The sequence below is a fragment of the Polaromonas sp. P3_A5 genome, from assembly GCF_056403055.1.
Window position 1 is genome coordinate 3280828 of sequence record NZ_JBFUGF010000001.1, and the last position, 26889, is coordinate 3307716.

At 62.2% G+C, this 26889-nt stretch carries 16 protein-coding genes; 9 read left to right on the forward strand and 7 right to left on the reverse strand.

What is annotated here, in order from left to right:
* Positions 1 to 8 precede the first annotated feature (8 nt).
* Together AC1DU8_RS15740 and AC1DU8_RS15745 are read right to left on the reverse strand one after the other, a co-directional pair.
* Positions 9 to 986 (reverse strand): VWA domain-containing protein, encoded by a 978-nt coding sequence (locus tag AC1DU8_RS15740; protein WP_477666214.1) that lies wholly within the window; start codon positions 984 to 986, stop codon positions 9 to 11.
* A gap of 38 nt (positions 987 to 1024) precedes the next feature.
* On the reverse strand, positions 1025 to 1999 hold the full coding sequence (locus tag AC1DU8_RS15745; RefSeq protein WP_457279430.1) for a lipopolysaccharide kinase InaA family protein: 975 nt from the start codon (positions 1997 to 1999) through the stop codon (positions 1025 to 1027).
* A 233-nt stretch (positions 2000 to 2232) separates the two neighbouring features.
* Between AC1DU8_RS15745 and AC1DU8_RS15750 the strand changes: the two genes are divergently transcribed.
* From AC1DU8_RS15750 to AC1DU8_RS15760, 3 genes are all read left to right on the forward strand, one after another.
* Positions 2233 to 2892 (forward strand): response regulator, encoded by a 660-nt coding sequence (locus tag AC1DU8_RS15750; RefSeq protein ID WP_457279431.1) that lies wholly within the window; start codon positions 2233 to 2235, stop codon positions 2890 to 2892.
* Positions 2889 to 4310 carry an ATP-binding protein gene (locus AC1DU8_RS15755; RefSeq protein WP_477726954.1) on the forward strand — a complete coding sequence of 474 codons (1422 nt, stop codon included), beginning with the start codon at positions 2889 to 2891 and terminating at the stop codon, positions 4308 to 4310. Before AC1DU8_RS15750 ends, AC1DU8_RS15755 begins: the two co-directional genes overlap by 4 nt.
* A 193-nt stretch (positions 4311 to 4503) precedes the next feature.
* The gene (locus tag AC1DU8_RS15760; RefSeq protein ID WP_477726955.1) at positions 4504 to 6012 is read left to right on the forward strand and encodes a DegQ family serine endoprotease; all 1509 of its coding nucleotides are present in this window, start codon (positions 4504 to 4506) and stop codon (positions 6010 to 6012) included.
* 62 nt (positions 6013 to 6074) lie between these two features.
* Here the strand turns inward: AC1DU8_RS15760 and AC1DU8_RS15765 are convergent, their stop codons facing one another.
* The 3 genes from AC1DU8_RS15765 to AC1DU8_RS15775 all read right to left on the reverse strand — a co-directional run bounded on the left by AC1DU8_RS15765 (position 6075) and on the right by AC1DU8_RS15775 (position 11805).
* Positions 6075 to 10745 (reverse strand): calcium-binding protein, encoded by a 4671-nt coding sequence (locus tag AC1DU8_RS15765; protein WP_477726956.1) that lies wholly within the window; start codon positions 10743 to 10745, stop codon positions 6075 to 6077.
* A 353-nt stretch (positions 10746 to 11098) separates the two neighbouring features.
* A complete protein-coding gene (locus tag AC1DU8_RS15770) occupies positions 11099 to 11302 on the reverse strand; it encodes a hypothetical protein (RefSeq protein WP_477726957.1) in 204 nt (67 codons plus the stop codon).
* A gap of 41 nt (positions 11303 to 11343) precedes the next feature.
* Complete coding sequence (locus AC1DU8_RS15775) at positions 11344 to 11805, reverse strand: hypothetical protein (RefSeq protein WP_477666209.1); 462 nt, start codon at positions 11803 to 11805, stop codon at positions 11344 to 11346.
* Positions 11806 to 12694: 889 nt separating this feature from the next.
* Between AC1DU8_RS15775 and AC1DU8_RS15780 the strand changes: the two genes are divergently transcribed.
* From AC1DU8_RS15780 to AC1DU8_RS15795, 4 genes are read left to right on the forward strand one after another with little or no spacing between them, the layout of a single operon-like run.
* On the forward strand, positions 12695 to 18649 hold the full coding sequence (locus AC1DU8_RS15780) for an alpha-2-macroglobulin family protein (protein ID WP_477727059.1): 5955 nt from the start codon (positions 12695 to 12697) through the stop codon (positions 18647 to 18649).
* Positions 18646 to 19848 (forward strand): serine hydrolase domain-containing protein, encoded by a 1203-nt coding sequence (locus AC1DU8_RS15785; protein WP_477666208.1) that lies wholly within the window; start codon positions 18646 to 18648, stop codon positions 19846 to 19848. The genes AC1DU8_RS15780 and AC1DU8_RS15785 overlap by 4 nt, the downstream gene beginning before the upstream one ends.
* Before the next feature lie 5 nt (positions 19849 to 19853).
* On the forward strand, positions 19854 to 22082 hold the full coding sequence (gene pbpC, locus AC1DU8_RS15790) for a penicillin-binding protein 1C (protein ID WP_477726958.1): 2229 nt from the start codon (positions 19854 to 19856) through the stop codon (positions 22080 to 22082).
* A 59-nt stretch (positions 22083 to 22141) separates the two neighbouring features.
* Entirely contained in the window at positions 22142 to 23503 is a 1362-nt protein-coding gene (locus AC1DU8_RS15795) for a TPM domain-containing protein (RefSeq protein ID WP_457279438.1), read from the forward strand.
* Between the two features lie 40 nt (positions 23504 to 23543).
* Here the strand turns inward: AC1DU8_RS15795 and AC1DU8_RS15800 are convergent, their stop codons facing one another.
* Positions 23544 to 24344: an SPFH domain-containing protein gene (locus AC1DU8_RS15800; RefSeq protein WP_457279439.1), complete on the reverse strand. Its 801-nt coding sequence runs from the start codon at positions 24342 to 24344 to the stop codon at positions 23544 to 23546.
* Between the two features lie 203 nt (positions 24345 to 24547).
* Between AC1DU8_RS15800 and AC1DU8_RS15805 the strand changes: the two genes are divergently transcribed.
* Together AC1DU8_RS15805 and AC1DU8_RS15810 are read left to right on the forward strand one after the other, a co-directional pair.
* Complete coding sequence (locus AC1DU8_RS15805; RefSeq protein WP_477726959.1) at positions 24548 to 25696, forward strand: alpha-hydroxy acid oxidase; 1149 nt, start codon at positions 24548 to 24550, stop codon at positions 25694 to 25696.
* Between the two features lie 19 nt (positions 25697 to 25715).
* Entirely contained in the window at positions 25716 to 26396 is a 681-nt protein-coding gene (locus tag AC1DU8_RS15810; RefSeq protein ID WP_477726960.1) for a hypothetical protein, read from the forward strand.
* Positions 26397 to 26466: 70 nt separating this feature from the next.
* Here AC1DU8_RS15810 and AC1DU8_RS15815 read toward each other — a convergent pair whose 3' ends face one another.
* Positions 26467 to 26871, reverse strand: coding sequence for a DUF3224 domain-containing protein (locus AC1DU8_RS15815; RefSeq protein ID WP_477666204.1), 405 nt, complete (start codon positions 26869 to 26871; stop codon positions 26467 to 26469).
* Between the last annotated feature and the right edge of the window lie 18 nt (positions 26872 to 26889).

Sequence of the window (26889 nt, forward strand, 5' to 3'; positions counted from 1 at the left end):
CCGCCCGCTCAACCGAAAAGGCGCCGCCACCAGCCCGACCTGACCGGCGCCGCGCCGGTCGCCTGCGCATGCAGGTGACGAATGCTGGACGGATCCAGGTGAGCAGCATAGGCATCCAGGCAACGCAAGACCGAGCCCGTGCGCTCGGGCGTGGCGCCGCTGGCCTTGAGGACGCGCGCCACGGCACCCAAATCCGGCAAGGCACGCTCCGTCAGCCCGACGATGGCCGCCGCGACTGCGCATGCGTCTTCGGGAGACTCCATACAGATGACGTTTTCTCCGAGCAACTCGCGCCAGCGCTTTTCGCAGTTGCGCCGGCGCTCCAGGTCGGGGATCAGGAAAAAAAGGTGGTAGTTTTCGGCGGCTGCCGCAATGACTTCCTCGATCGGGATGTCTTCATCCAGTTTTTCAGAGAAAAGGGCCTCCACCTGGTGCCGTGACACGGCCGGATAGGGAAGCTCGTCACCGGTCATGAACAGGTAGCCGCGCTTTTTTCGCTTGGCCCAGCAGTCCAGGTCGGTGTGCTGGGCAACGGTGTAGAAAGCCAGCTCGTAGCTTTCACTGCCCGAGCCGCCACCGCCTCCCTCCAGATAGCTCCAGGTCAGCCATTGGTCCATCAACTCGGCGGTGGATTCAAACTGACCCACCTGCAGCGGCGCCCGGTCAGATGTGGCGTCACCGATGGCCATGAACATCAGCTGCGGATCGGGGATGTTGCAATCGCCCAGCAGCTTCATGAACGTCGGCAGCTCCTGCTGCGCCAGGATGCGGGGGATGTCTCCCATCGAGCCGGTAACGTCCAGTGCGAACACGACGGCCAGCGACGCCGGGTGGTCGGCACTGTCGCGCGACTCCCGGACCTTGAGCCCGCGCGGGTCCATCAGCGCGTGGCAGGCCCGTTGGGTAAAGACCTCGGTGTGTGGGCTGGCAGATCGGTTGGCCACCATGGCCGCATGTGCAGCGTATGAATAATTTCCGTGTCCCATGAAGTCGGCTCCTCTTTTGGTAATTCAGTAATTCTGATTCAGTGCAGGGCGGACGCTGCAGTCGGGTGAAAAACGACAAAACGCGACACGCCAAAAGACTGCTCGGCCGCCTGGCCCAGTTGCGCCAGCAACCCGCGCGCGCCATGCTGTGCGCACCAACGGGCATCTTCGCTGCCAGCCAGCAATAGCGCGGCCAGCGGCGCAGGGGTGGTTGCGGGCAGAGACGGCGGATGCTCGCCGCTGCCGGCCTGGCCGCTCAACAGCATGCGTATGCTCCACGCCAGCTGCATCAGGTCCTGCACCGCCCCATGCCCGCCATGCCGCGCCCGCGCCCAGCCAATCATCTGGACGCCATGGTTGCGCGGGTGCACGAGCAAATGCTCCGGGCACAGGTCGCCATGCTGCCAGCTGTTGTCATGAAGATAGGCCAGTACCTCCAGCACACGCCGCCACATCCAGACGGCATGGCGGGCGTCCACGCCCGTTGGATGCCCACGCATGACGTCGGCAAGGCTGCCCCAGAATCCCGTGGGATGCCTGAGCGCCAGCGCATGCCGCTCGGGCGACGTGCCGTCCCGCGCGGTGCCTGAAGCAACGAGCTGCGGCAGGCGCTGGCTGAAGTAAGCCGAGCCTGCTGTTTTAAGCCCCTGCAATTGCCTGACGGTCTCCGCCTCTTGCTGCAGCACGGCGGTTGCGCCGTCGGTGCGCGCCAGCTTGAGCGTCACGCGCTCGCCGAAAGGATGCACGCGCTGCGCGAGAAAGACCTGCGACGACTCGCCGCCGCCCAGGCCGGCCAGCAGCCCATATTGCCGTTCGCCGACGGACACCATGCGCGCCGGGAGATCGACCGCCTGGTGCACCCGCAGCCAGGCTTCGTGAAACGAGGCGGCACGGATGGTTTCTGCGCCGCGGCTGACGGTGGCCCCGCAGTAGCTGCAGGTGACCGTGCGCCAATAAGCCGCACGCGGCAGCGGCGCGGCGCATTGGGGACACATCAGGCTGACAAAGGGCATGGTGTAAACGTCATGTTGAACAAGGCGCCTGCCAGGGCAGTCACGGCTGCCGGAGTATGGCATGACCCCGGGGGGCACTTGCGCTCCTCGCCGCGGTATGGCGGCTTTGCCTTTTCGTTTAAGGCTGACATAAGCCTTGGCCAGGCATTGGCCGGATAATCCGGCCAATGGCCCCCAATGGCCCACCAGCTTGCGGGCTCCCCGGCAATTTCTCCAAAACCGTACATCTTCCAATGCGATTACTGCTCGTTGAAGACGACGCCATGATCGGCGAGACCGTGCTGCAGGTGCTGCGCGGTGAGCACTATGCCGTCGACTGGGTGCGTGACGGCCGCATGGCCGACGAGGCCCTGAACAGCGAACAGTACGACCTGGTGCTGCTGGACCTCGGCCTGCCCAAGCGTGACGGCCTGGAAGTGCTGCGCGCTTTGCGGGCTCGCCGCAACACCACCCCGGTGATGGTGGCCACGGCGCGCGATGCGGTCGGCGACCGCATCGCCGGGCTGGATGCCGGCGCCGACGACTACGTCGTCAAACCCTATGACACCGACGAACTGCTGGCACGCATTCGCGCGCTGATACGGCGCAGTGCGGGCCGGGCCGAACCGGCGTTTGAACACAAGGGCGTGAGCCTGAACCCCGCCACGCGCGAAGCCAGCCTCAATGGCCAGCCGGTGTCGCTCTCGGCACGCGAATGGGCGGTGCTCGAACCCTTGCTGGCACGCCCGGGCGTGGTGCTGTCACGCGCGCAGCTTGAGGAAAAGCTCTTCAGCTGGAAAGACGACATCAGCAGCAACGCGGTCGAGGTCTACATCCACGGTGTCCGTAAAAAACTTGGCAACGACGTGATCCAGACCGTGCGCGGCCTGGGCTATCTGGTGCCCAAGCAATGATCGAAGCTGTGAAAAAATCGGCAACGCATTCTTTGAGGAGGCGCCTACTCTGGTTCATATTGGCGGCAATTTTTCTGGCGGCCCTGCTGCAGGCGGCCACGGCCTACCGCGGCGCCTTGCAGCAGGCCGACGCGATGTTCGACGACCATTTGCAGCAAATGGCGCGCTCCCTGCGCAGCGGCATTCCACTCAACATTCCTCTGGACGAAGCCGATGAGGACGACCGCTTCGAGGTGTATGTGCAGATCTGGGGCCAGGACGGCACACAGATTTTCCGTTCCACCCGCTCGGCGCTTCCGCCGCGCGCAGTGCTCGGCTTTTCAGACGTCGAAGCGCACGGCAACCGGTACCGCGTCTACACCCTGCAGACCGCGCTGCAAACCGTGCAGATTGCGCAGGACCTGGACGCCCGCTCGGCGCGCGCCCGCACGCTGGCCGTGCGCGCCGTGCTGCCCTTTGCCTATCTCACACCGCTGCTGATGCTGGCCGTGTGGTGGGTCATCAGCCGATCGCTGGCGCCCATCGAGCGTGCACGGCGGCAGGTGGCCGGGCGCCCGGCCGACGATTTGTCGCCGCTGGCCGACGACGGTTTGCCTGACGAAGTGCGGCCGCTGGTTGAAGAGCTGAACCTGCTGTTTGACCGGGTGCGCGGCGCTTTCGAGGCGCAGCGGCATTTTGTGGCTGATGCAGCACACGAGCTGCGCTCGCCGCTGACGGCGCTCAAGCTGCAGGCGCAGGCCCTTCGCCGAAACGACGAAGAGCCTGCCGTGCGGGAGGCCGCCATCGGCCGGTTGAACCAGGGCATCGACCGGGCGATACGGCTGGCCGAGCAGCTGCTGGTGCTGGCCCGCGAGGAAACCGCTGGCACGGCACAAGCCGAAGCCGATTCAGGCCAGGCACCTGCCTCTGCCGCCCTGGTGGACCTGCGCGATGTGGTGAAGCTGGCCGTGGCCGATGTGCTGCCCCATGCGGGCCACAGGCAAATTGACCTGGGCCTGGCCGGCAGCGAGCCGCTGCAGCCTGTGCAGGTGAAAGGCCAAGGCGAGGCCCTGCGCATCCTGCTGCGCAACCTGCTGGACAACGCCGTCAAGTACACGCCGGTGGCGGGCCGGGTCGACGTGTCGCTGGACCTGCAGGACGGCCAGCCGACGCTGACCGTGGAAGACAGCGGCCCGGGCATCGCCGCGGAAGACCGTCACCGCGTGTTTGACCGCTTCTTTCGCGCCGCCAGCGTCACGGACACGGCGGGTGGGTCGGCTGGATCAGCGATATCTCCCGAAACCGGCAGCGGCCTCGGATTGGCCATCGTCAAGGTGATTGCCGAGCGGCACGGCGCGACGCTGCAGCTCGGCACATCGGAGTCCCTGGGCGGGCTGCGGGTTGAAGTCCGCTTTTCGGCGGATGAAACCACCGGCTAGCAGCCATCATTTGCTACCATTTTTATAGCTTCTCGCGCAGTCCTATTGCTGGCTACAGCCACTTTTTATCAAAATTCACGCCCGCAGCGCTGCCCTTCGTGCGTCGCGCAAATTTAAGCCCCGCCTAAGGCTGCCACCCCATAGTTGTACGCATCGGCACCGGTGTGTGCCCTCAACGCAAGGAAGCCCATCCATGAAATCTGAAGCATTGAAAAATACCCGGCTTGTCGCTGCACTTCTGGCTGCAGGTGCCATAGGCGGCGCCGGCGTCAGTGCACTCAACGCCGTGCACCCTGCCGCCACGGCGGCCGTCCCTCCGGCCATTACCGCCGGCACCCCAACCTCGGTGCCCATGGCCCTGCCCGACTTCTCGCAGATCACCGAACGCTATGGCCCGGCGGTCGTCAACATCAGCGTGACCGGCACCACCAAAGTACGAAACGACTCCCCGATGGCACAGGACGACGGCGATGACGACGACACGCCCTCCGGTGATCCGTTCTTCGAATTCTTCAAACGCTTCCAGCAGGGCCCGGGCGCCCGTGGCGGCCGCGGCGGCCAGCAGCAGGAAATGCCCACACGCGGCCAGGGTTCGGGCTTCATCGTCAGCCCTGACGGCATCATCCTGACCAACGCCCACGTGGTGCGCGATGCAAAAGAGGTCACCGTCAAGCTGACCGACCGGCGCGAATACCGCGCCAAGGTACTGGGCGCCGACCCCAAGACCGACGTGGCGGTGCTGCGCATTGACGCCAAAAACCTGCCCGTGGTGACGCTCGGCAAGATCAGCGAGCTCAAGGTCGGCGAATGGGTGCTGGCCATCGGCTCGCCCTTCGGCTTTGAAAACACCGTCACTGCCGGCGTGGTCAGCGCCAAGGGCCGTTCGCTGCCTGACGACAGCGCCGTGCCTTTCATCCAGACCGACGTGGCGGTCAACCCGGGCAACTCGGGTGGCCCGCTGTTCAACGCGCGCGGCGAAGTCGTGGGCATCAACTCCCAGATCTATACCCGCAGCGGCGGCTACCAGGGCGTGTCGTTCGCCATCCCGGTCGACGTGGCGGTCCGCATCAAAAACCAGATCGTGGCCACCGGCAAGGTCGAACATGCCCGCCTGGGCGTGGCGGTGCAGGAGGTCAACCAGTCCTTTGCCGACTCCTTCAAGCTGGACAAGCCCGAAGGCGCGCTGGTTTCGAGTGTGGAAAAAGGGGGCCCGGCAGACAAGGCCGGCCTGCAGTCGGGTGACGTGATCCGTGGCGTGAACGGCCAGCCCATCGTCTCCTCGGGCGACCTGCCCGCACTGATTGGCCTGGCAGCGCCCGGCGACAGCATCCGGCTGGACATCTGGCGGCAGGGCGCCGCCAAGGTGGTCACTGCCAGGCTGGCCAATGCCGACGAGAAGACGGCCCAGGCCGCAGCCAAAAAGGACACGCCCAACCAGGGCAAGCTGGGCCTGGCGCTGCGCCCGCTGCAGCCCGATGAAAAGCAGGAAGCCGGCGTGGACAACGGCCTGGTGGTCCAGCAGGCCAGCGGCCCGGCGGCAATGGCCGGGGTGCAGGTTGGCGATGTATTGCTGTCCATCAACGGCGTTCCGGTGAAAAACATCGACCAGGTGCGCGCCACCGTGGCCAAAGCAGAGAAATCCGTGGCGCTTCTGATACAGCGGGGCGACAGCAAAATTTTTGTGCCGGTGAATTTCGGGTAGTTGAAGCACGCGGCCCCTGGGTCGGGCATCCAGGGGCTGCAGGCAGGTTTAGCCGATGAACACTATTGCCAATTCGCCGCAATGACAGGCTGCAAGCTGGCCTGATAAGAGGCAGGCAAAGAGGTTTCCCCCGCAGCCGGTGGTGCAAAGGCCGCCATGGCGTCCACCAGGTTTTGCACCTGGCTGTCCAACAACACCTTTCCGTCGCCAGTCTTGAACTGCTCCACATGGTATTGGCTACCGAGGTACCAGTTATTCAGCGTGACGGTATCAGTGGTGCCGATGACGCCCACTTCAAGGTTGTTGGCCACCTGGCGCAGCCAGATCTGGTCAGCGCCAACGCCCGCACCAAAGGTCAGTGTGTCGGTATAGCCACTGTGAACACCATCGTCATTACTGACAGTGTCCTGGCCATCGCCCAGGTTGAAGATGTACTTGTTGTTGTAGTAAGACCCGGTGATCACGTCGTTGCCAGCGCCGCCGATGAAGGTCACGTCACTTCCTGCCCAGAAGCCATTGAGGCTGTCATTGCCGTCCCCGCCATCGAGCGTGTCGTTGGTGTCACCATACAGAGTGTCGTTACCGCCAGCGCCGTGCAAAATATCCACATACACCCCGGAGCCGCTGATAATGTCGTTACCGCTGGTGCCAAACACCTCCAGCGCGGCAGTGGTCAAGGCTGGAGCGCTCCAGATCGTGCCATCGGCAAACTTGATCTGCTCGATCTGGAATCCGCCTGCTGTGTCATAGAACCAGTTCTGCACTGTGATCTGATCGGTACTGCCTGTAACCTTGAACACCATGTCAATACCGGAACGCGTGGCCGTCACGTTGGCCGGATCAATGCCCGCACCAAAGATCAATGTGTCGGTATAGCCACTGTGGACACCGTCGTAATTGCTGACAGTGTCCTGGCCATCGCCCAGGTTGAAGATGTACTTGTTGTTGTAGTAAGACCCGGTGATCACGTCGTTGCCGGCGCCACCGATGAAGGTCGCGTTGCTGCCCCCCCAGTAGCCGGTCAAGGTGTCATTGCCATCCCCGCCGTCAAACGTTTCGTTATTGCCTCCACCATACAAAGCATCGTTGCCATCACCGCCATAAAGCGTGTCATTGCTGCCACCATATAAGGTATCGTTGCCACCCACGCCATACAGAAATTCTGTGTAAGCGCTATTGCCGCTGAGAACATCGTTACCGCTGGTGCCAAATATTTCCATGGTCGCAGCCGTTACAGCGGCTCCCGTCCATACCGTGCCGTCTGCAAACTCGATTCGTTCGAGCTGGCTGCCGTCTGCGACATACCAATCCTTGACTGTAATTTTGTCCAGGCCATTGGAATGACCGAGCACCAGATCATTACCAGATCGCACTGCAGTGATATCGACAACGGCTATGTCTGGGCCGAACACCAGCTTGTCGGTCACGTTGTTGTTGCTGGCCAGCTCGATGATGGTGTCCTGTCCGTCACCCAGGTTGAACTTGTAGGTGTCATTCCAGTAACTGCCGGTCATTGTGTCGTTGCCGGTACCACCCTCGAACACGTTGTCGCTGCTGTAGCTGCCCAACACCGTCATGATGTCGTTGCCGGCTCCGCCCAGCAAGGTGTCGTGCCCGCCGTAGCCACCCGTGAGTACGTCGTTACCGTCGCCACCATCAAGAACGTTGGTGCCGCCTCCTGCAGTGATGTTGTCGTTGCCACCCATGCCGCGCAGGGTGTCATCCATGACCGTGCCGGTCATGACGTCGTCCCCGGCGGTGCCGGTGACGATCAGCGCCGATGCGGTCACGGCCGCGCCTGTCCACACCGTACCGTCGGCAAACTCGATGCGCTCGAGCTGGCTCGCTACACTGGCAAACCAGTCTTTTGCGGTGACTTTATCGACCCCATTCACATGGCTGAACACCAGGTCGTTGCCTGATCGCAATGCACTGATATCGCTGGCGGCGATACCGCTGCCGAAGACCAGCTTGTCGGTGACATTGTTGTTCGTCTGCGTCTCGATGATGGTGTCCTGTCCGTCACCCAGATTGAACTTGTAGGTGTCGTTCCAGTAACTGCCGGTCATCGTGTCGTTGCCGGTGCCGCCCTCGAACACGTTGTCGCTGCTGTAGCCGCCGAACACTGTCATGGTGTCGTTGCCGGCGCCGCCCAGCAGCGTGTCGCTGGCGCCGTAGCCGCCGCTGAGCACGTCGTCGCCATCACCGCCGTCCAGCACGTTGTTGCCAGCCCCGCCCGTGATGTTGTCGTTGCCACCCATACCGCGCAGGGTGTCGTTCATGACCGTGCCGGTCATGACGTCGTCACCGGCCGTGCCGGTGACGATCAGCGCCGCTGCCGTCACGGCTGCGCCCGTCCACACGGTGCCATCGGCAAACTCGATCGACTCGAGCTGGTTGCCTGCGCTGACAAACCAGTCTTTGGCCGTGACCTTGTCGACCCCATTTACGTGGCTGAACACGAGGTCGTTGCCCGAGCGCAGTGCACTGATGTCACTGACCGCAATGCCACCTCCGAAGACCAGCTTGTCGGTAATGTTGTTGTTCGTCTGCGTCTCGATGATCGTGTCTTGCCCATCGCCCAGGTTGAATCGATAGGTATCTGTCCAGTAGCTGCCGGTCATGGTGTCGTTGCCGGTACCGCCTTCGAACACGTTGTCGCTGCTGTAACTGCCCAGCACTGTCATGATGTCGTTACCGGCGCCGCCCAGCAGCGTGTCGTGCCCGCCATAGCCGCCGGTGAGTATGTCGTCGCCGTCGCCACCGTCCAGCACGTTGGTGCCGCCTGCGGCTGTGAGTGTGTCGTTGCCCGCGCCCCCATACAGGTAATCATCACCTGCGCTCCCGGTCAACGAGTTGTCGAGCGAGTTACCCAGCAAAATCGCGCCGGTGGCATTGCTTACCGCCCCAGCTTGAACACCGGCGGCGACCAATTCAATATGCTCTGCATCCAAAGCTGCCTGCAAAGCCAATGACGGAGTTCCAGACCGGACAAGGGTGTCAAGGGTGCTATAGACAGACCATCCCATGCCTCGCATCTGGTCACCCGCATACTTTTGCATGTCCAGCAAATCAAATACCGCGTTTGACGCATCGGCATTGAACCTTGACTCAAACATTGCGGAGACGGCAGTAAAGTCCAATGTTAGGCTTGGATTATCGATTGCCAGTTCGATAGCATCGGTATAAGGCTTAAGGCGAGTCTGCAAGACAAGTGCGTCATAAACACTGTTCTTGAGCGCTTCATAGGCTTGTTGCAGCAGTGCAATCTGCTGTGCAGGTGGGCTGATAATGTAGTGATAAACCGCGCGTCCGTCGTACGGATCTGTCTCCAGACGCACGGTAAAGCCCGCAGGGCGAGGGCCACCATTTTCGTCGCCATAGAACCGGCTACCGTTGAATGCTTCGAGTATATGAATCATCTTCATATATTCGATCTCCGTCATCCCGGCAGGAAGGTTGTAAGTGATGCTGGCGTTAAAACCAGCGGGCGTTTGACCAAAATAATCGGAGGTTTTCGCCCACTTGAGGACCAGTCCATCCAGCTGGTTGCGCTGATCGCCCCGCGTGGTAGCGGCGGCAAAGGTCTGCAGTGCACTCGCAAAATCACCGTCAATGCTGGCCGCAGCCCTCATGTTGCGCACCATCCCGGAGCCATCCATCTGCGGCAATGCCTGGGCTTGCTCGGTGATGGGGACAGGGTTGCCCGCCTCATCCACCACTTCAGGCGGGAACTCCGTGAAGAAGTTGTTGGTTTCGAGGTCGATCGCGCCGACGGTATGCGTCTGGCCGTTCTGGGTGAACGTGGCGCTCAAAGCTACGGTGTTGTTGTTGATGACCTGCCCCGCTTGTGGGCCCGTGCCGCTTCCGTTGACGCCAATGCTGGTGATGTTGAGCTCGGTCAGCGTCTTGAGCTCGCCGCTCTGGGTAATGCCGTCCTGATTAGCGTCTTGCCATATCTTGAGATCACCATATGCGGCATCTGCATTGGTGATGAAACCGTCGCCGTTGGCGTCCAGATCACCCAAGGCATCGAAGCCGTCAGTAGCCAGTGTGCTGTTGCTCTTAATGGTGTCTACACCAAAGAGTTCCCGGCCGGTATCTATGGTGCCGTTGCCGTTGAGGTCACGAACCAGAAGTCCGTCATCCGGTCTAGCCCAGCCTGTGCCGGTTTTGATGCCGTCAGCGTTGTGGTCAAAGAGGGTAGCGCCGTTGGCTCCTGCCAGTTCCAGGCCGTCGCCATCGAGGTCCAGAACCAATGGGTCGCGGCTGTTTACGAAGCGGCACGCATCTTTATAGCACTGGTCAACCGCAGGATTGATCGGTGCTGGATCGGGATGGTATTTTTTATAAAGGTCGTAAAAGTTGTAGGCAGCACCTGCGACAGTTAGCGTGAGCCCAACGACTACTAATGCGGGAACCGCGACTCCACCAACGGCAAGCAAACTACCAACGATTCCAACCACACTCCCAATTGCACTAATGAGCTGTCCGGGCGTCGCACCGTTTGGATCTGCGGTGACTGCGCCCATAGTCAGAGCGATGGTGTTTGTTACGGCTCCAACACCCGGAATTGGCCCCGTTACCGCCGCTACAACCTGAACGACACCTGCGGCCGTCTCCATGGTGGAACTGGCGTTGATAGTTTGAACAACATTGTCGACGGCACCAACCGCGACCCCAGTAACGTCCATATAAATTGTGATTAACGCTTGAGCGGGGATACCAGCCATATTTTTTCTCACTTAAGTAAAACAAGGATTAAACAAACGAAACTTATCAATACAAAAAAAGAATACACAGCGATGACCATTTGAGCAAATAGATCACCTCGTCTGGAATTTCTCCAAATAATTCCCAACGAATATGGAATATTTCTTATCAGACAGTAGATCCCTGGAGCAAGAATTCCAACTGAAAAAAGAAACAAATAAGCTGCTGGGAACAGCGGGTGTATTTGATAAAGGGCAATAAATATTTGTTTCATAACTGAAATCCTAAATTTCCTTCGAAAATTGGATGGATATTTATTTTTAAAAGAAGATATTCAATTCATGACAGGTTTGAAGCTTCACAAATTACTCATCTATTTGTTTCCCCTGAAAAAAAGAAATTGTCGGTAACCAATGGTGAAGGTGAAGGCAACAGCCGAGGAGCCGAAAAGCACTCGTTGCTCCCTCAAACTATCACTCCCCGCCCTTTGAATTGGGCTCATTAAATACTCAATCACGCGCCGCTGCCCGGTTTCGATTTCTGCGATCAGGTTCATCCCAGGCGTCAGCTGGATCATCTTTCCTTGTACGTTGATTTGCTTGGTCTTTAGGGCCAGCGTCACCGGAAAAATCGCGCCTCATTTTTTGTCGTTGACGGCGCCGGCCGTAACGAGATCCCGCTGGCCTGCACGGTGACACGGCGCATGGAGGGAAAGGTTTCAAGCTTAATCTCGGCGCCGTTGCAGACGTTGACGAAGCCGACGTCCTTGTTCTCCAGCGTGACTTCGACAGTGAACTGTGGGCCTTCGGACGCGATGATCATCAGGGCTTGTGCTTCGGTGACGGCGCCTGTGGTGTGAATAGCGAGTTGCTGCGCGACGCCGACGACAGATGCCTTCAAGGTGGTGAGGGTTTCGCGTTGGGTGGCTAGGTCGCGCTTGAGCTCGACGCGTTCTCGGGTTTTGTCTCGTGTGGCGTGACCGGAGATATAGCCTTGGGCTACAAGCTTCTTAAAGTCAGCCTCGCGTGCCTGGGCCGTGGGCACTGCGGTTTCGAGTTTGGTTACGGGAGTGAAAGCCATCACCCAAGCCGGGAAGCCGGATTGGCCGAGTAGATGGCATCCCGATGAAAACGGGCGAGCGGGAGTAGGGCAGGCAACCCGAAGGCTGCAGCGCAAGAAGACACATTGGCGACACAAACAGCGGCAATACAACTTGTCTTATTGGTTCTTTGTGCGTGCGCTGGCGTCTCCTTCGCCACAGCTGCTTCTGCCTGAGTCATACACTCCCTGCCCGTTTGTTATTTATTGGTAGTCATTGCCAGTTTATGTTGAACGGATCCCGCAAACCAAATCAAATCGCACTCGTCGTCTGACCGCCACAAGTCGTTTTCATTAGTTAACGCAGAGGAAGTCCAGCAAACGTTTTAATCAAGCGGCTTTAGCGCGGACCGAGCAGAGGTAACCACACGCGATGGTGAAAATTCACCCGCATCACAACAACTGAACATGAGCAGCCAACCGCGACCGCTCAGACTAGATAGCGGGTTTTTCGAGAGAATTGAACGCAGAAGCAAATGGCGTTGCTCGTTTGGTGAGCACAAAAATCTTTCATCACCTGACCAGGAAGTCCTGACAGTCTTGTCAAGCGGTTCGCGCGCATGGAGTAGATGAATCCACAGGCAATAGGGAAACGATCGACCGAATAGGTGCCGCCCGTAGCCAAAGCGGAGAAATCCGTGGCGCTTCTGATACAGCGGGGCGACAGCAAAATTTTTGTGCCAGTGAACTTCAGCTGAGCGTCCTGACGCAGGGGCCTTCCGCTTTTCGCTGAAGGCCCTCTGAAAAATCACCCCAGCGGGCTTCAGGCCCGCTTTTTTTGGGCGGTTTTTGCCCATTTCACGGGACATTTTGTTACATCCAAATCGGCTACGCTTGGCCTCCCGAAGGAGAGGAAAACGTGAGCCCAATAATGAAAAAAGCCGCTTTGGCACTGATCGCGGCTGTTTCGCTGCATGCCCATGCCCTGCAAATCACCAGTCTTTCGCCGCAGGGCGAAGTCGCGCGTGTCAGGCAAATCGTCGCCAAATTTGACGAAGGCGCCGTCAATTTCGGCGACCCCAAGGCACCTGCCCCGCTGTCGCTGAGTTGCAGCGACGCGCAGGCCACCAAGGGCTCCGGCCGCTGGATCAACGAACGCGAATGGGCTTTCGAATTTGAAAACGACCTGCCACCCGGCGTGAGCTGTTCGGTACAGGTGGTCAGCACCTTCAAGTCTCCCAAGAGCCAGCCCGTGGGCGGCAACACTTCCTATAAATTCAACACCGGCGGCCCCTTCATCCAGAACCTTCGCCCCGGCACCTATGAGCGCATCGACGAAGAACAGTACTTCGTGCTGCAGTTCAACGGCGCCGCCACACTGGCCAGCATTCGCGAAAACGTCTGGTGCAACGTGGAAGGCCTGGGTGAACGTGTTCCTGTCAAGCTCATCGACGGTAACGAGCGCAACGAACTGCTCAAGTCGCTGGGCCTGGAAAAGGCCGCAGCCCAGGATCCGCTGCGCTACGCCACCCTGACCTGCAACCGGCGCCTGACGTCGGCCGCCAAGGTGCAACTGGTGTACGGCAAAGGCGTCAGCACACCCAGCGGCATTCCCAATTCAGTCGAGAAACGCTACAACTTCCAGGTACGCGAGCCGTTTGCGGCCAGCTTCACCTGCGAACGCGAAAACGCCCAGTCGGCCTGCCTGCCGATGCGGCCCATGACCCTGAACTTCAATACCCCCGTGCCGCGCAAGCTGGCCGAGGCCATTCGCCTGAAGGGCGACAAGGACACGTTCAAGCCCGCCTTCGAGGAAGGCAACAGTGACGGCGACAGCTTGGTCAGCAACGTCACCTTCAAGCCGCTGTTTCCCGAACAGGCGCAGTTCATGCTGGAGCTTCCCAAAGGTTTCAAGGACGCTTCGGGCCGCACGCTGCGCAATGCCGACAGCTTCCCGCTCAAGGTGGCTACCGGCTCCATGCCGCCACTGGCCAAGTTCGCCGCCTCTCCCTTCGGCATCGTCGAACGCTTTGCCGAACCCAACACCAAACCGGGCGACCCGGCCCTGCTGCCCGTCACGCTGCGCAATGTCGAAGCCCTGCTGCCCGTGAAAGGGCTCACGCCCGGCACGGCACCGGCCGGAAAGGTCAGTGACCTCCAGCCCCGCACCGACGCCGAGATCATCGCGTGGTTCCGCAAGGTGCAGCGTTACGACGACTACCAGGTTTCGCGCAAGACGGCTGCTGCCGACATCAAGGGGCCCCTTCCCAAACCGCTGGAGTCACGCGACCGGGACTACGTGCAATCGCGCATGGTGTCGCTGCTGGCCGGCCAGGCCGGCGTAAAGACACTGGACCTGCCCAAGCCCGCCGCAGGCACCGACCCACGCCCGTTTGAGGTGGTCGGCATACCGCTGGCACCCGGTTTTCACGTGGTAGAGATCGCTTCGCAAAAATTGGGCAGCTCGCTGCTCGACGAACGCTACGGCAACAGCCGGACCATGTATGTGCGCACTTCCGCCCTGGTGACCAACCTGGGCGTGCACTTCAAGCTGGGCCGCGAGAACTCGCTGGCCTGGGTCACCACGCTCGACAAGGGCGCCCCGGTGGCTGGCGCCACGGTGCGCGTCTCGGGCTGCAACGGCACCGAGATCGCCAAGGCTGTCACCAACGCACAGGGCATCGCCAATTTCAGCGGCCTGTCTTCCGAGCCGCCACGCTGCTCGGGTGACAACTCTGCCAATGCCTACTTTGTCAGCGCACGCAGCACGGTCAGCGGTGTTGAAGACCTGGCCTTCACCTGGAGCGACTGGCACAAGGGCATTGAGCCCTGGCGCTTTAACGTGCCGACCAGCCGCGATCCCCTCCCCAACGAACGGGCACACACTGTCTTTGACCGCACACTGTTCCGCGCCGGCGAAACGGTGTCGATGAAACACCTGCTGCGCACTGAAACCAGCAAGGGTTTTGGCCTGCCCGAGGGCGCGCCGGCCACGCTGGTCGTGACCCATGTCGGCAGCGGCCAGCAATACACCCAGCCCATCACCTGGCGCAAGACCGCCACGGGCGGGCAAAGCGCCGAAAACACCTTTGCCATTCCGCCTGCTGCCAAGCTGGGCGTGTATGAGGTGCAACTCCGGGGCGAACGTGGCAGCCGCGAGCGCAGTTTTTCCAGCGGGCAGTTCCGTGTGGAAGAGTTCCGTTTGCCGGTGCTTGAAGGCCGTATCAATCCTTCCGACAAAAAGCCACTCGTCAATGTGAAGTCCGTGCCAACCGACGTGCAGATCAATTACGTGGCGGGCGGCGGCGCCGTGGCCCTGCCCGTACGGGTGTCGGCGCTGGTGCGCGGCAAGTCCCTGAGCTACAGCGATTTCGACGAGTTCAATTTCTCGCCGCCAAGCACCGGCCGCGGCACCGCCGGCAACCAGGGCGAAGAGGAAAGCACCTCGTCGCAGGACCAGCGTGTGATTGCCGACAAACTGCCGCTGACGCTGGACCGCAATGGCGCCGGCAAGCTCACCATCAACGACATCCCCGAGCGCAGGCAGCCGCAGGAGCTGCTGATGGAAGCCACCTATGCCGACCCGAACGGCGAAGTGCAGACCATTCGCAGCACTTCCACCGTCTGGCCTGCGGCCGTGGTGGCGGGCATCAAGACAGAAGGCTGGGTTTCTTCCAGCCAGAAGATCAAGTTCCAGGCGCTGGCGCTTGACCTGACCGGCAAGATTGCCCCCGGCGTGTCGCTGGAAGTGAAGGCCGTGGCGCGCATCACCACCACCAGCCGCAAGCGCATGGTGGGTGGCTTCTACACCTACGACAACAAGACCGAAGTCAAAGACCTCGGCAGTGTCTGCAGCGGCAAGAGCGATTCGCGCGGATTGCTGCTGTGCGAGACCAAGCTCGGCGAACCCGGTGAGGTCGAACTCATCGTGACGGCCAAGGACAAGGATGGCAACACCATCCAGGCGGCCAGCAATGTGTATGTCACCCGCCAGGGCGAGCTCTGGTTTGGCGGCGAAGATCACGACCGCATGGACGTGCTGCCAGAAAAGAAAAGCTACCAGCCCGGCGAGACCGCCAAGTTCCAGGTGCGCATGCCCTTCCGGTTTGCCACGGCACTGGTCGCCGTTGAGCGTGAAGGCATCGTCGAAACCCAGGTGGTACAGCTCAACGGCCAGGACCCGACGGTGAACCTGCAGATCAAGGAAGGCTGGGGCCCCAATGTGTACGTCAGCGTGCTGGCCCTGCGCGGCCGGCTGCGCGAAGTGCCCTGGTACAGCTTTTTCACCTGGGGCTACAAGGCGCCGCGTGAGTGGTGGACATCCTTCTGGTACGAAGGCCGCGAATACGTCGCGCCTACCGCGCTGGTCGATTTGAGCAAGCCAGCCTTCCGCCTGGGCGTGGCTGAAATACGTGTAGGCACCAAGGCGCACCAGCTTGACGTCAGTGTGAAAACCGACAAGGAAAGCTATGCCGTGCGCAGCCAGGCCAAGGTAACCATTACCGCCAGGCTGCCCAACGGCCAGCCGGCCGCCAATGCCGAAGTGGCGCTGGCCGCGGTGGACCAGGCCCTGCTGGAGCTGATGCCCAATAGCAGCTGGAACTTGCTGGATGCAATGTTGCAGCGCCGCGCCTGGGGCGTGGAAACCTCGACCGCGCAGATGGAAATCATCGGGCGCAGGCATTTCGGGCGCAAGGCTGTGGCAGCCGGCGGCGGCGGCGGGCGAAGCAACACGCGCGAACTGCTCGACACCCTGCTGCTGTGGAACCCCAAGGTGCAACTGGACGCCAACGGCCAGGCCGTGGTGATGGTGCCGCTCAACGACGCGCTGACCACCTTCAAGATTGTGGCGGTGGCTGACGCAGGCACCGGCCTCTTCGGCACCGGCCAGACCAGCATCAAGGCCACACAGGACCTGCAAATCATCAGCGGCCTGCCGCCGCTGGTGCGCGAGGACGACCAGTTCCGCGCGCAACTGACGCTGCGCAACACCACCAAAGTAGCCATGAAGGTGGAAGTGAGCCCGCGCGCCACGCTGCTTGACCTGAAACCGCAGACGGTGGACATCCCCGCCGGCGAAGCGCGCGAAGTGGCCTGGATGGTCACCGCACCGGCGCAGCTCGCATTCACCCGTGCTGAAGCCATCCTGTGGGAGATCGAAGCCAAAGACACGATTTCCGGCGCACGCGACGGCCTCAAGGCACGCCAGCGCATCATCCCGGCCGTGCCGCTGACGGTGCAACAAGCCACACTGGTGCAGGTCGACGGCAACTTCACACTGGACGTGAACCCACCGGCCGATGCCCTGCCCGGCCGCGGCGGCCTGAAGATGTCGCTGCAGCCGAAACTCGCAGAAGGCATGGACGGTGTGCGCGACTATTTCGCGATGTACCCTTTCATCTGCCTCGAGCAAAAAACCAGCAAATCGGTGGGGCTGCGCGACAGCAAGCTGTGGCAGACCGTGCTGGCACAACTGCCCAGCTACCTGGACAGCGATGGCCTGGCCAACTACTTCCCGCCGCGCGACGGTGAAGCAAATCGCGGCAGCGATGCACTGACGGCCTACCTGCTGGCCGCCACGCATGAAGCCTCTGGCATCAACCCGGCGTTTGCCCTGCCCGACGATGCGCGCGCCCCCATGGAGCGCGGCCTGATCGCGTTTGTAGAAGGCCGTATCCAGCGCGAGTTCTGGAGCCCGCGCAAAGACCTCGACGTGCGCAAGCTGGCCGCGCTGGAAGCGCTCTCGCGCTACGGCAAGGCGCAGGGCCGCATGCTGGGCAGCATCACGATTGCGCCCAACCAGTGGCCCACGCACGCGGTGATCGACTGGCTCAACATCCTCAAACGCGTGGCCGATGTGCCGCAGCGTGAGCAGCGCATCGCCGAGGCCAACCAGGTGCTGCGTTCGCGTTTGTCCTTCCAGGGCACCAAATTGATCTTCAGCACCGAGAAGGACGACTACTGGTGGTGGCTGATGACCAACGGTGATGTGAATACCGCGCGCCTGATGCTGGCCGTGATGGACGACCCTGCCTGGAAAGACGACATGGGCCGCCTGGCCAACGGCTTTATCGCCCGTCAGCAAAAAGGTGCCTGGCACACCACCACGGCCAACCTGTGGGGCGGCCTGGCGCTCGACAAGTTCTCGGCGAAGTTTGAAGCCACGCCGGTAGCGGGCGTGACCAAGGCGACGCTGGCAGCGGCAGCTGCCAGCGTGGCGAGCGTGGACTGGGCCAAGGTTGACCGCGTCAAGACCACCGACGCAGCCGGCGCACCCAACCAGACCACCTTCTTCGGCGCACCGGCCTCGCCCGGTAACCTGCGCAACAACAGCATGTTCCTGCCATGGGGCAGCGCAGCGAAGGACACGTTGACCGTGACGCATCAAGGCCCGGGCAAACCATGGCTCACGTTGCAGTCCATCGCGGCCATCCAGCTGAAGGCGCCTTTCAACGCCGGCTACCAGATCAAGAAAACGATCACCCCGGTAGAGCAGGCCGTCAAAGGCATCTACACGCGCGGCGACGTGATCCGCATCACGCTCGAAGTCAACGCCAGCGCCGACATGACCTGGGTCGTCATCAGCGACCCGGTGCCGGGCGGCGCAACGATCCTCGGCGGCGGTCTGGGCCGTGACTCCGAAATCGCCACCAGCGGCGAAAAGAAAACCGGCGCAGGCTGGCCGGCGTTTGAAGAGCGCAGTTTTGAGGCCTTCCGCAGTTACTACGAATACCTGCCCAAGGGCGTGGTGAAGATGGAATACACCGTGCGCCTGAACAACGTCGGCGACTTCGCGCTACCGCCTAGCCGGGTCGAGGCCATGTATGCGCCCGAGATGTTTGGCGAGTCGCCGAATGCACGGGTGAAGGTGGAAGCCGCAAAATGATCCAGCGGCGTTCCCTGGCCGTCGCACTGGCTGCGGGCATTGCCCTGCCGCGCGTTGCGGCCGCGGCCGCCGCCGACTGGCAGCGCTTCGGCTACCCGACCGGCTGGGGCGGCAACCGCAGTTGGACCGACAAGGACTACCGCATTGGCAATTATTCCGGCGGCTACGAAACCATGTTCCGGGCGCGACCCATCGCCGCGCCCGCGCAGGCTTCCACGCTGAAGGCGGCATCGGCCGAAAGCCTCAAGGCATTCGTACCCATTGCGGAATCGGCGGCAGACTACCTCAAGGCCTGGCCCGTGACGGGCCTGCTCATCGCGCGCAAGGGCACGGTGCTGCTGGAGTCCTACCAGTTCGACCGCAAGCCCGACATGCGCATGACGAGCTGGTCCATGGCCAAAAGTGTGACGTCGCTGCTGCTGGGCATCTGCCTGGACCGCGGTCTGGTCCGCTCCATGGACGACACGCCGCAGATGTACGTTGACGAACTGAAGGGAACGCTGCACGGCGGCATTGCCCTGCGCCACCTGGCCAATATGTCCAGCGGCGCGGCCATCCTGCACGACCGCGACAACCCCACCATCTACCCGCGTGCATTCACCGGCGGAAATACTGACCTGGAAGCCGTGGTGCGCGGCTGGAACGCCGTGCAGGAGCCGCCCGGCACACGCTACAACTACAACGAACTGTGCCCGCTGACCATCGGCATGGTTATCCGTCAGGTCACCGGAAAACCGCTGGCGGCCTTTTGCGAAGAAGCCCTGTGGCAACCGCTGGGCGCCGAGGGCGGCGCCAGCTGGCTGTGCGACGACAAGGGCAAGGAGTTCAACTGCATAGGCTTTGGCGCGCGTCTGCGCGACTGGGCACGGCTTGCGCAACTGATCGCACAGGACGGCGTCATGGAAGGCCGCCAGGTCGTCAGCAAGAAGTGGATTGACGAATGCTCCTCATGGTCGGCAGCTGATGCGCAGGGCCGGCACGGCACCGCCATGCGCCTTTCCGGCTACAAGTATTTCTTCTGGCACCCCAAGCCCGACGGCAGCTGGATGATGATGAACGGCCACCACGGCCAGCGCGTGCTGGTGGACCGCGTGACACAAACCGTGCTGGTGCAAACGGCGGTGGAGTCCGAAGGACCCTGGCAGGCGCCATTTTTCCAGCTCTTCAATGCGGCGACCAAGATCGGGCTGCCGGCATGAAGCACATGACACGCAAGCTTGCGACAGCATTGCTACTGGCTGCGGCCATGATGGACGCCGCCTGGGCCGTCGCCACCTTCGACGAAGTCAAACGCGACTACAGGCCCTCCGACATGCTGGTTCTGGACCGCGGCGGCGAGCTCATCCAGCGGCTGCGCATCGACAGCGCCGTGCGGCGCGGCCAGTGGGTGGCGCTGCCCGATGTCTCGCCTGCCTTGCGCACGGCACTGATTCTGAGTGAGGACAAGCGTTTTTACGAGCACAGCGGTGTGGACTGGCGGGCGGTCTCTGCGGCGGCCTGGGGCAATCTGTGGAACACCAAAACCCGCGGTGCTTCCACCCTCAGCATGCAGCTGGCAGGACTGCTCGACGAGGACTGGCGCGCCGGTGCGGGTGGCCGCAGCATGGCGCAAAAGGTGGGGCAGACCGTGTCGGCCCAAGTGCTGGAGGCACGCTGGCGCAAGGACCAGATCCTGGAGGCGTACCTGAATCTTGTGCCTTTTCGCGGCGAACTTGTCGGCATCGACGCGCTGAGCCGCACACTGTTTGGCAAGGCTGCGCATGGGCTGGATGAGCGCGAGGCCGCGATCGCCGCCGCGCTGGTGCGTGCGCCCAACGCCAAGGCCGCGCAGGTCTCGCAGCGAGCTTGCGGCGTGCTGAAAACCATGCAAGCGCCGGCCAAGGCCGACTGCGAGGGTCTGGACCTGCTTGCCACTGCCGCGCTGCAGCGCAAGGCGTTTGACCCCAGCGAAGGCGTGGCGCCGCACCTGGCGCGCCGGCTGCTCGCGGCCCAGGCCGATACCCCTGGGCGTACGGGCGTGCCCCGCACGCTGGTTTCCACCGCGCGCGCTCCGCTGCAGCGCTTTGCCGTGCAGACCCTGACCCAGCAGCTGCGCGAGCTGCGCGGCCGCCACGTCGAAGACGGCGCCATTGTCGTGCTGGACAACGCCACCGGCGAGGTGCTGGCCTGGGTAGGTTCGTCGGGCGAACTGAGCGGCGCCGCCGAAGTCGACGGTGTGATGGCACTGCGCCAGCCGGGCTCCACGCTCAAGCCGTTTTTGTATGCAGAGGCCATTGCCGAGCGCCGCATCACCGCAGCGTCGCTGCTCGAAGATTCGTCCTCGCAGATCCAGACCGCGGGCGGGCTCTACATTCCGCAAAACTACGACCGCCAGTTCAAGGGCCTGGTATCGGCCCGCACCGCACTCGGTGCGTCGCTGAACGTGCCGGCCGTGCGTACGCTGGTGATGGTGACGCCCGATGCCTTTCACAAACAGCTCAAAGCCGTGGGCCTGCCGCTCAAGGAGTCGGGTGACTACTACGGCTACAGCCTGGCGCTGGGCAGCAGCGAGGTGTCTTTGCTGTCCCTCACCAATGCCTACCGCACGCTGGCCAACGGCGGTCGCTACAGCGCGACTTCGCTGGCGAGAAACCCCAAACCGGTCTTCAAGCCCGCGCTGGATGCACGCGCGGCCTTTATCGCCACCGACATCATGGCCGACCCGATGGCGCGCGCCCGCACCTTCGGCACCGACAGCATCCTGGCCACCCGCTTCTGGAGCGCCGTGAAAACCGGTACCAGCAAGGACATGCGCGACAACTGGGCCATGGGTTTTTCGCAACGCTACACCGTGGGCGTGTGGGTAGGCAACGCCAGCGGCGCGCCGATGTGGGACGTCAGCGGCACCACAGGCGCCGCCCCCATCTGGGCCGCGGTGATGAATTACCTGCACAAAACAGAACCCAGCCGCGCGCCGCTGCCGCCTGCCGGCCTGGTGCAAAGCCAGACCCGGTTTGACAACCAGGGCGGCACGCCGCTGGAGGCGTCCCGCAGTGAATGGTTTCTGAAAGGCACGGAGCAGGCCGTTTTTGCTATGAATTCAGGAGCTGGTGGCGCCCGTTCTGAAAGGGCTGCAGCCAGAAATAGCATCAAAAAACCGGTTGCCGAGCCCGACGCCCCGCCCCGCATCGCCGCCCCTGCCTCCGGCACCATCATTGCGCTGGACCCGGACATTCCACCCAAACACCAGCGCGTCAGCTTCAGCGCCGAAGGCCGCGGCACGCGCTGGCTGATGGACGGCAAGGAGTTTGCGCGCGGGGCCCAGGCGCAGTGGATGCCCTGGCCGGGCCGGCATGTGGTGCAACTGGTCGATGCCGGTGGCAAGGTGGCCGACGAGATCAGGCTCGAAGTGCGCGGTGCCGGTGTGCGCGGCGGCGCGACTGCGGCACGTTGATCTTTCCGTCGCCGGCATCCGACAACGCTGTACCGGCCATGCTCTACCCCAAACCTTCCATGCTTCACCTTCAACGCGCCCCGCTATTTCCTTCAGCGGCTGAAACCCGGCGTTTTCTCTATAGAACGCTGGTTGTTCTGTGGGTGGCGCTGTGCATGCTGGCGGCGGGTGATGCCATGGCAGCACCGGCGCGTGCCGGACAGACAGACGTGCCGTCCGATGCCGCACAGGCACCCACACCGAGCGATGCTGCGCAGATAGCCACGCCCGCCGATGCCGTACGGGTGCAGGTTCCGCCTTACAGCGCGCGCGTGCTCGACACCACCGGCACGCTGAACACAGCCCAGGTCGCGGCCCTGAACGAACAGATCCTGGCAATCGAAGCAGACACGCGGGCGGCGGTGGTCGTGTTCATGCTGCCAACCACGGGCGAAGACTCCATCGAGGAATACGCCACGCGCGTGTTCGAGAAGTGGAAACTCGGCGATACCCAGCGCGACGACGGCATCCTGATTCTGGTGGCACTGGAGGACAGGCGCATGCGCATCGAGGTGGGCCAGGGCCTTGAGGGCACCGTGCCCGACGTGCTGGCGGGTCGCATCATCGACCAGGACATGAAGCCGCGCTTTAAGCGCAACGACTACGGCGGCGGACTGGAAGCGGCCGTCGGCCACATCGGCGCGCTGCTGCGAGGCGAGATTGAGCCCCCGGAGGCGAGCCGCGGTGGCATCACGCGCTTTGGCTGGGCCTTTCTTGCCGCACTGCTGTGGGGTTTCGCCGTGGGCGTAGTCCGGGCGCATCGCACCTGGAAGTGGCCTGTGACGATCGGTATCATCGCGGCCGCCCCGGCGGTGGCGGTAGTTGTCCTGAAGAATGTCGCCATCGGAGCCATCCTGCTCACCTTCCCGATGCCTTTGGCGTTTGCGCTGGGCTTCGGCTGCGGCCGCTCCCGCACGGTGCGCAGGATTGCCGCCGGTATCGGGCTGGCGATCGGCGTCATGGTCGGTATTGCCTTCGTGGTGGGCTCCGAGCGGTTCGGCGTGGGCCTGCTCTACGCCCTGGGGGGCGGTATAGGCTGTTTGCTGCTCGGCCTGATCGCCATGGGTATGCGCGCGGCCTACAAACGCAGCCTGGTGGAGTTTGGCGTGCGCAGCGCCCTGGTGGCCTGCGTTGTGGGGTATGTGGCGTTTCAAAACCCGCCAGACCTGCTTCTGACTGACTGGGAATCCTGGATGCCGACAGGCATGGCATTCGGGCTGGCGATGCTGTTCGGCTTCTTCACGGGGGGTACCGGCAGCAGCAGTGGGCGCGATGACCGGGATGGCAGCAGCTCGTCGGGCAGCAGTTCGAGCTCCAGTTCCAGCAGCCGGAGTTCGTCGGGTGGCTCCAGCAGCGGGGGCGGCTCGTCCGGCAGCTGGTAGGAGACGCCGGCAGCGTTGGATGCGCGCCGCCGGCCCAGGATCACTTTGCGTTCACGATGCCCTTGAAGTCATAGGGCACCACAATGGTATGCACCTTGCCTGCGGCAACGCCTTCGGCGATCTTCAGGTTGGCCATGGCGTTCATGTAGCCAATTGCGCCCGCGTTAGCGTTCAAGGCAGCAATGCGCTCCGCTTCTTTTTTGGCGGTCTGGACTTCAACTTCCTTGGTTTTCAGCTCGTTTTGCGCCCGCACCAATTCGTTGGCACTCTGAACAATCACATCGGCGGGGGTAATGGCACGCACCTGGATCTGGGAAACCGTGATCTTGTCCGCCAGCTTTTCCTCGGTCAGCGTCTTGATGACGTTTTCGCGGATTTTCTGCTCAATCGCCGGCCGGTTGTCGGCCATCTTGAGCGACTCATATTCGCGCGCCACCTTGTAAGCCGCGTTGCGCGCGCTCATCGCCACATAGTTCTGCATCAGCAAGATGTCGTTGCCTTTTTCAGACAAACCGTGAAACGTCCTGTTTTTGGTGGTCCATAACTCGGACACCGCCGTCGGGTTGACGTTGTAGACAACGGTCATGTCAAAGTCCTTGACGGTTGAGTTGTCAGACGCCAGCGGGGTCATGTTGTCCACGGCCACCGCCACGTCCTGAATCTTGAAGGTCAGGATATCGCCGATCAGCGTCTGGTTAAAGGAGCCCGGCAGGCGCTCGGTCGGGTCTGTGGTTTTGTCAAAGTTGATGCGCAAGCCCACCTCGCCGGTTTCAATGCGGGTACATCCGGCCAGCAGTGCGAGCGTCAGGACTGGAATCAGTGTGAAGAGAGTGCGTTGCATAGGTAATTCCCTGGTATTGGCGAACAGGCCCTGGTCGCCGCTTTTTGTTGAGGTAGCGCCCCAGGGGCGCACCGGCGCAGATTATGCGGGACAGTGGCTTATCAATAATTTCAAAGCCTCGGGACCAGAATTCACGCAAGAACGCAAACACGGGCGCTACCATGGCGGCAGCTTCCCCAAAAAAACTGTCGTCTGGAGACCCCATGCCCGTGATCACCAACATCGAAGACCTGCGCGTCCTGGCCAAAAAGCGGGTGCCCCGCATGTTTTACGACTACGCCGACTCGGGCTCTTGGACGGAAAGCACCTACCGCGCCAACGAAAGCGATTTCCAGAAGATCAAGCTGCGCCAGCGCGTGGCCGTCAACATGGAAAACCGCAGCACAGCCACCACCATGATCGGCCAGCCGGTAGCCATGCCGGTCGCTATCGCGCCCACGGGCCTCACGGGCATGCAGCACGCCGATGGCGAAATCCTGGGCGCCCGCGCGGCCAAAAAATTCGGCATCCCGTTCACACTGTCGACCATGAGCATCTGCTCCATCGAAGACGTGGCCGCCGGCACAGACCGCCACCCCTTCTGGTTCCAGCTCTACGTGATGAAGGACCGCGCCTTCATTGAAAGCCTGATCGACCGCGCCAAGGCAGCCAACTGCTCGGCACTGGTGCTCACGCTCGATTTGCAGATCCTCGGCCAGCGCCACAAAGACTTGAAGAACGGCCTGAGCGCTCCGCCCAAGCCGACGCTCTCCACCATCCTCAACCTGATGACCAAGCCGCGCTGGGGGCTGGGTATGCTGGGTACCAAGCGCCACGGCTTCGGCAACATCGTGGGCCACGTCAAGGGTGTCGAGAACATGGGCTCGCTCTCGGAGTGGACGGCCAAACAGTTCGACCCGGCCCTCAACTGGGGCGACGTGGAGTGGATCAAAAAGCGCTGGGGCGGCAAATTGATCCTCAAAGGCATCCAGGACGTTGAAGACGCCAAGCTCGCCGTCAATTCGGGCGCCGATGCGCTGGTGGTGTCCAACCACGGCGGCCGCCAGCTCGATGGCGCCATGTCTTCCATTTCCTGCCTGCCCGAGATCGTCGCGGCAGTGGGCAACCAGATCGAGGTCCACATGGACGGCGGCATCCGCTCCGGCCAGGATGTGCTGAAAGCCACCGCCCTGGGTGCCAAGGGCACCTACATCGGCCGCGCCTTCCTCTACGGCCTGGGCGCCATGGGCGAAGAAGGCGTAACCAAGGCGCTGCAGATCATCCACAAGGAGCTGGACCTGACCATGGCCTTCTGTGGGCGCACCGACATCAAGTCGGTGGACACCACCATCTTTGTGCCAGGCACTTATTGAGCCTGAGGCGGTAAACACCATGGCCTTCCTGGGACAAGCCGCCGTCGCGATGTGGTGGAACATGGCGCCTGAACGCCGGGAAGAGTTCGAACACTGGCATTCCCATGAGCACTTTCCCGAGCGCATGGGCATCAAGGGTTTTCTGCGGGGTTCACGCTGGTCCAGCATTGACAACGCAGAAGGCTTCTTCGTCCTGTATGAACTGGAGGACTACGAGACCCTCACGTCGACCGACTACCTGGAACGCCTGAACAACCCAACACCCTGGTCCACGAAGATGATGCCGCACCACCAGGGCATGGTCCGAAGCCAGTGCCGGCTGCTGCACAGCACGGGGGGCGGCATTGCCCGTCATGCATTGACCTTGCGCCTCTCGCCCGCCGAAGGCCGGCATGCAGAACTGCTGGACCACCTCTCGGAGCTTGGGGCGTCATTCGTCAGCCAGCCAGGCGGCGTCGCATTTCACGTGCTGCGCACGGAGACGCCGCAGGCCGCAAGCACGAAAGAGCAGCAGATTCGCGGGGGCAAAGATGCGGTGGCCGACTGGATCGTGGTCGCCATGGCCTACGAAGCGTCGGCACTGGAAGCGCTGCAGCAGGAGTCGCGCGGGAAAGAGATCGAGCGCCACGGTGCCCTGTCCGGCGCACTGGCAGGCCGCTATCAGCTGGCCTATGCAGCCAGTGCCCATGACCTGAGGTGAGGGCCGGAAATCCGTGGACGGGCCACCAGCCAGTGCAGGGTCACTCGTCGGCCATGACTATTCCGCGATCTCAAGCCTGAGGCGAAATCTCATAGTCCATCGCATACGAATGCTTGCCGTCGGCAATCTGAATGGTGAGCGTGCCGCTCAGGCCCGTCAGCTCATCGGTGCCTGAATCCGGCACCACGCTGACAGTCAACTGCGGTGCACCGCGGTTCATGGTGCCGCTGTGCTGCAATACAAAGCTGCCGCTTTTCCCGTGCAGCGTGCCCGTCACGTGCTCCATTGCGACGTAGCCTGCTGAGCCTTTGACGGCGGTGCCAGCGCTTAGCATCTCGCCTACGCTAGTGCCCTGCAGGTCGCCGCTGAAGGTCTTGTTGATGGACAGACGGCCCATCAAGGGCCCGGCCTCCGCGTTCGCAAGTGACTGGGGCAGGAGCTTGACTTCAAAGGTTCCGGTGGCGTGGGAGGGCATGGCATTCACTTTCAAGGG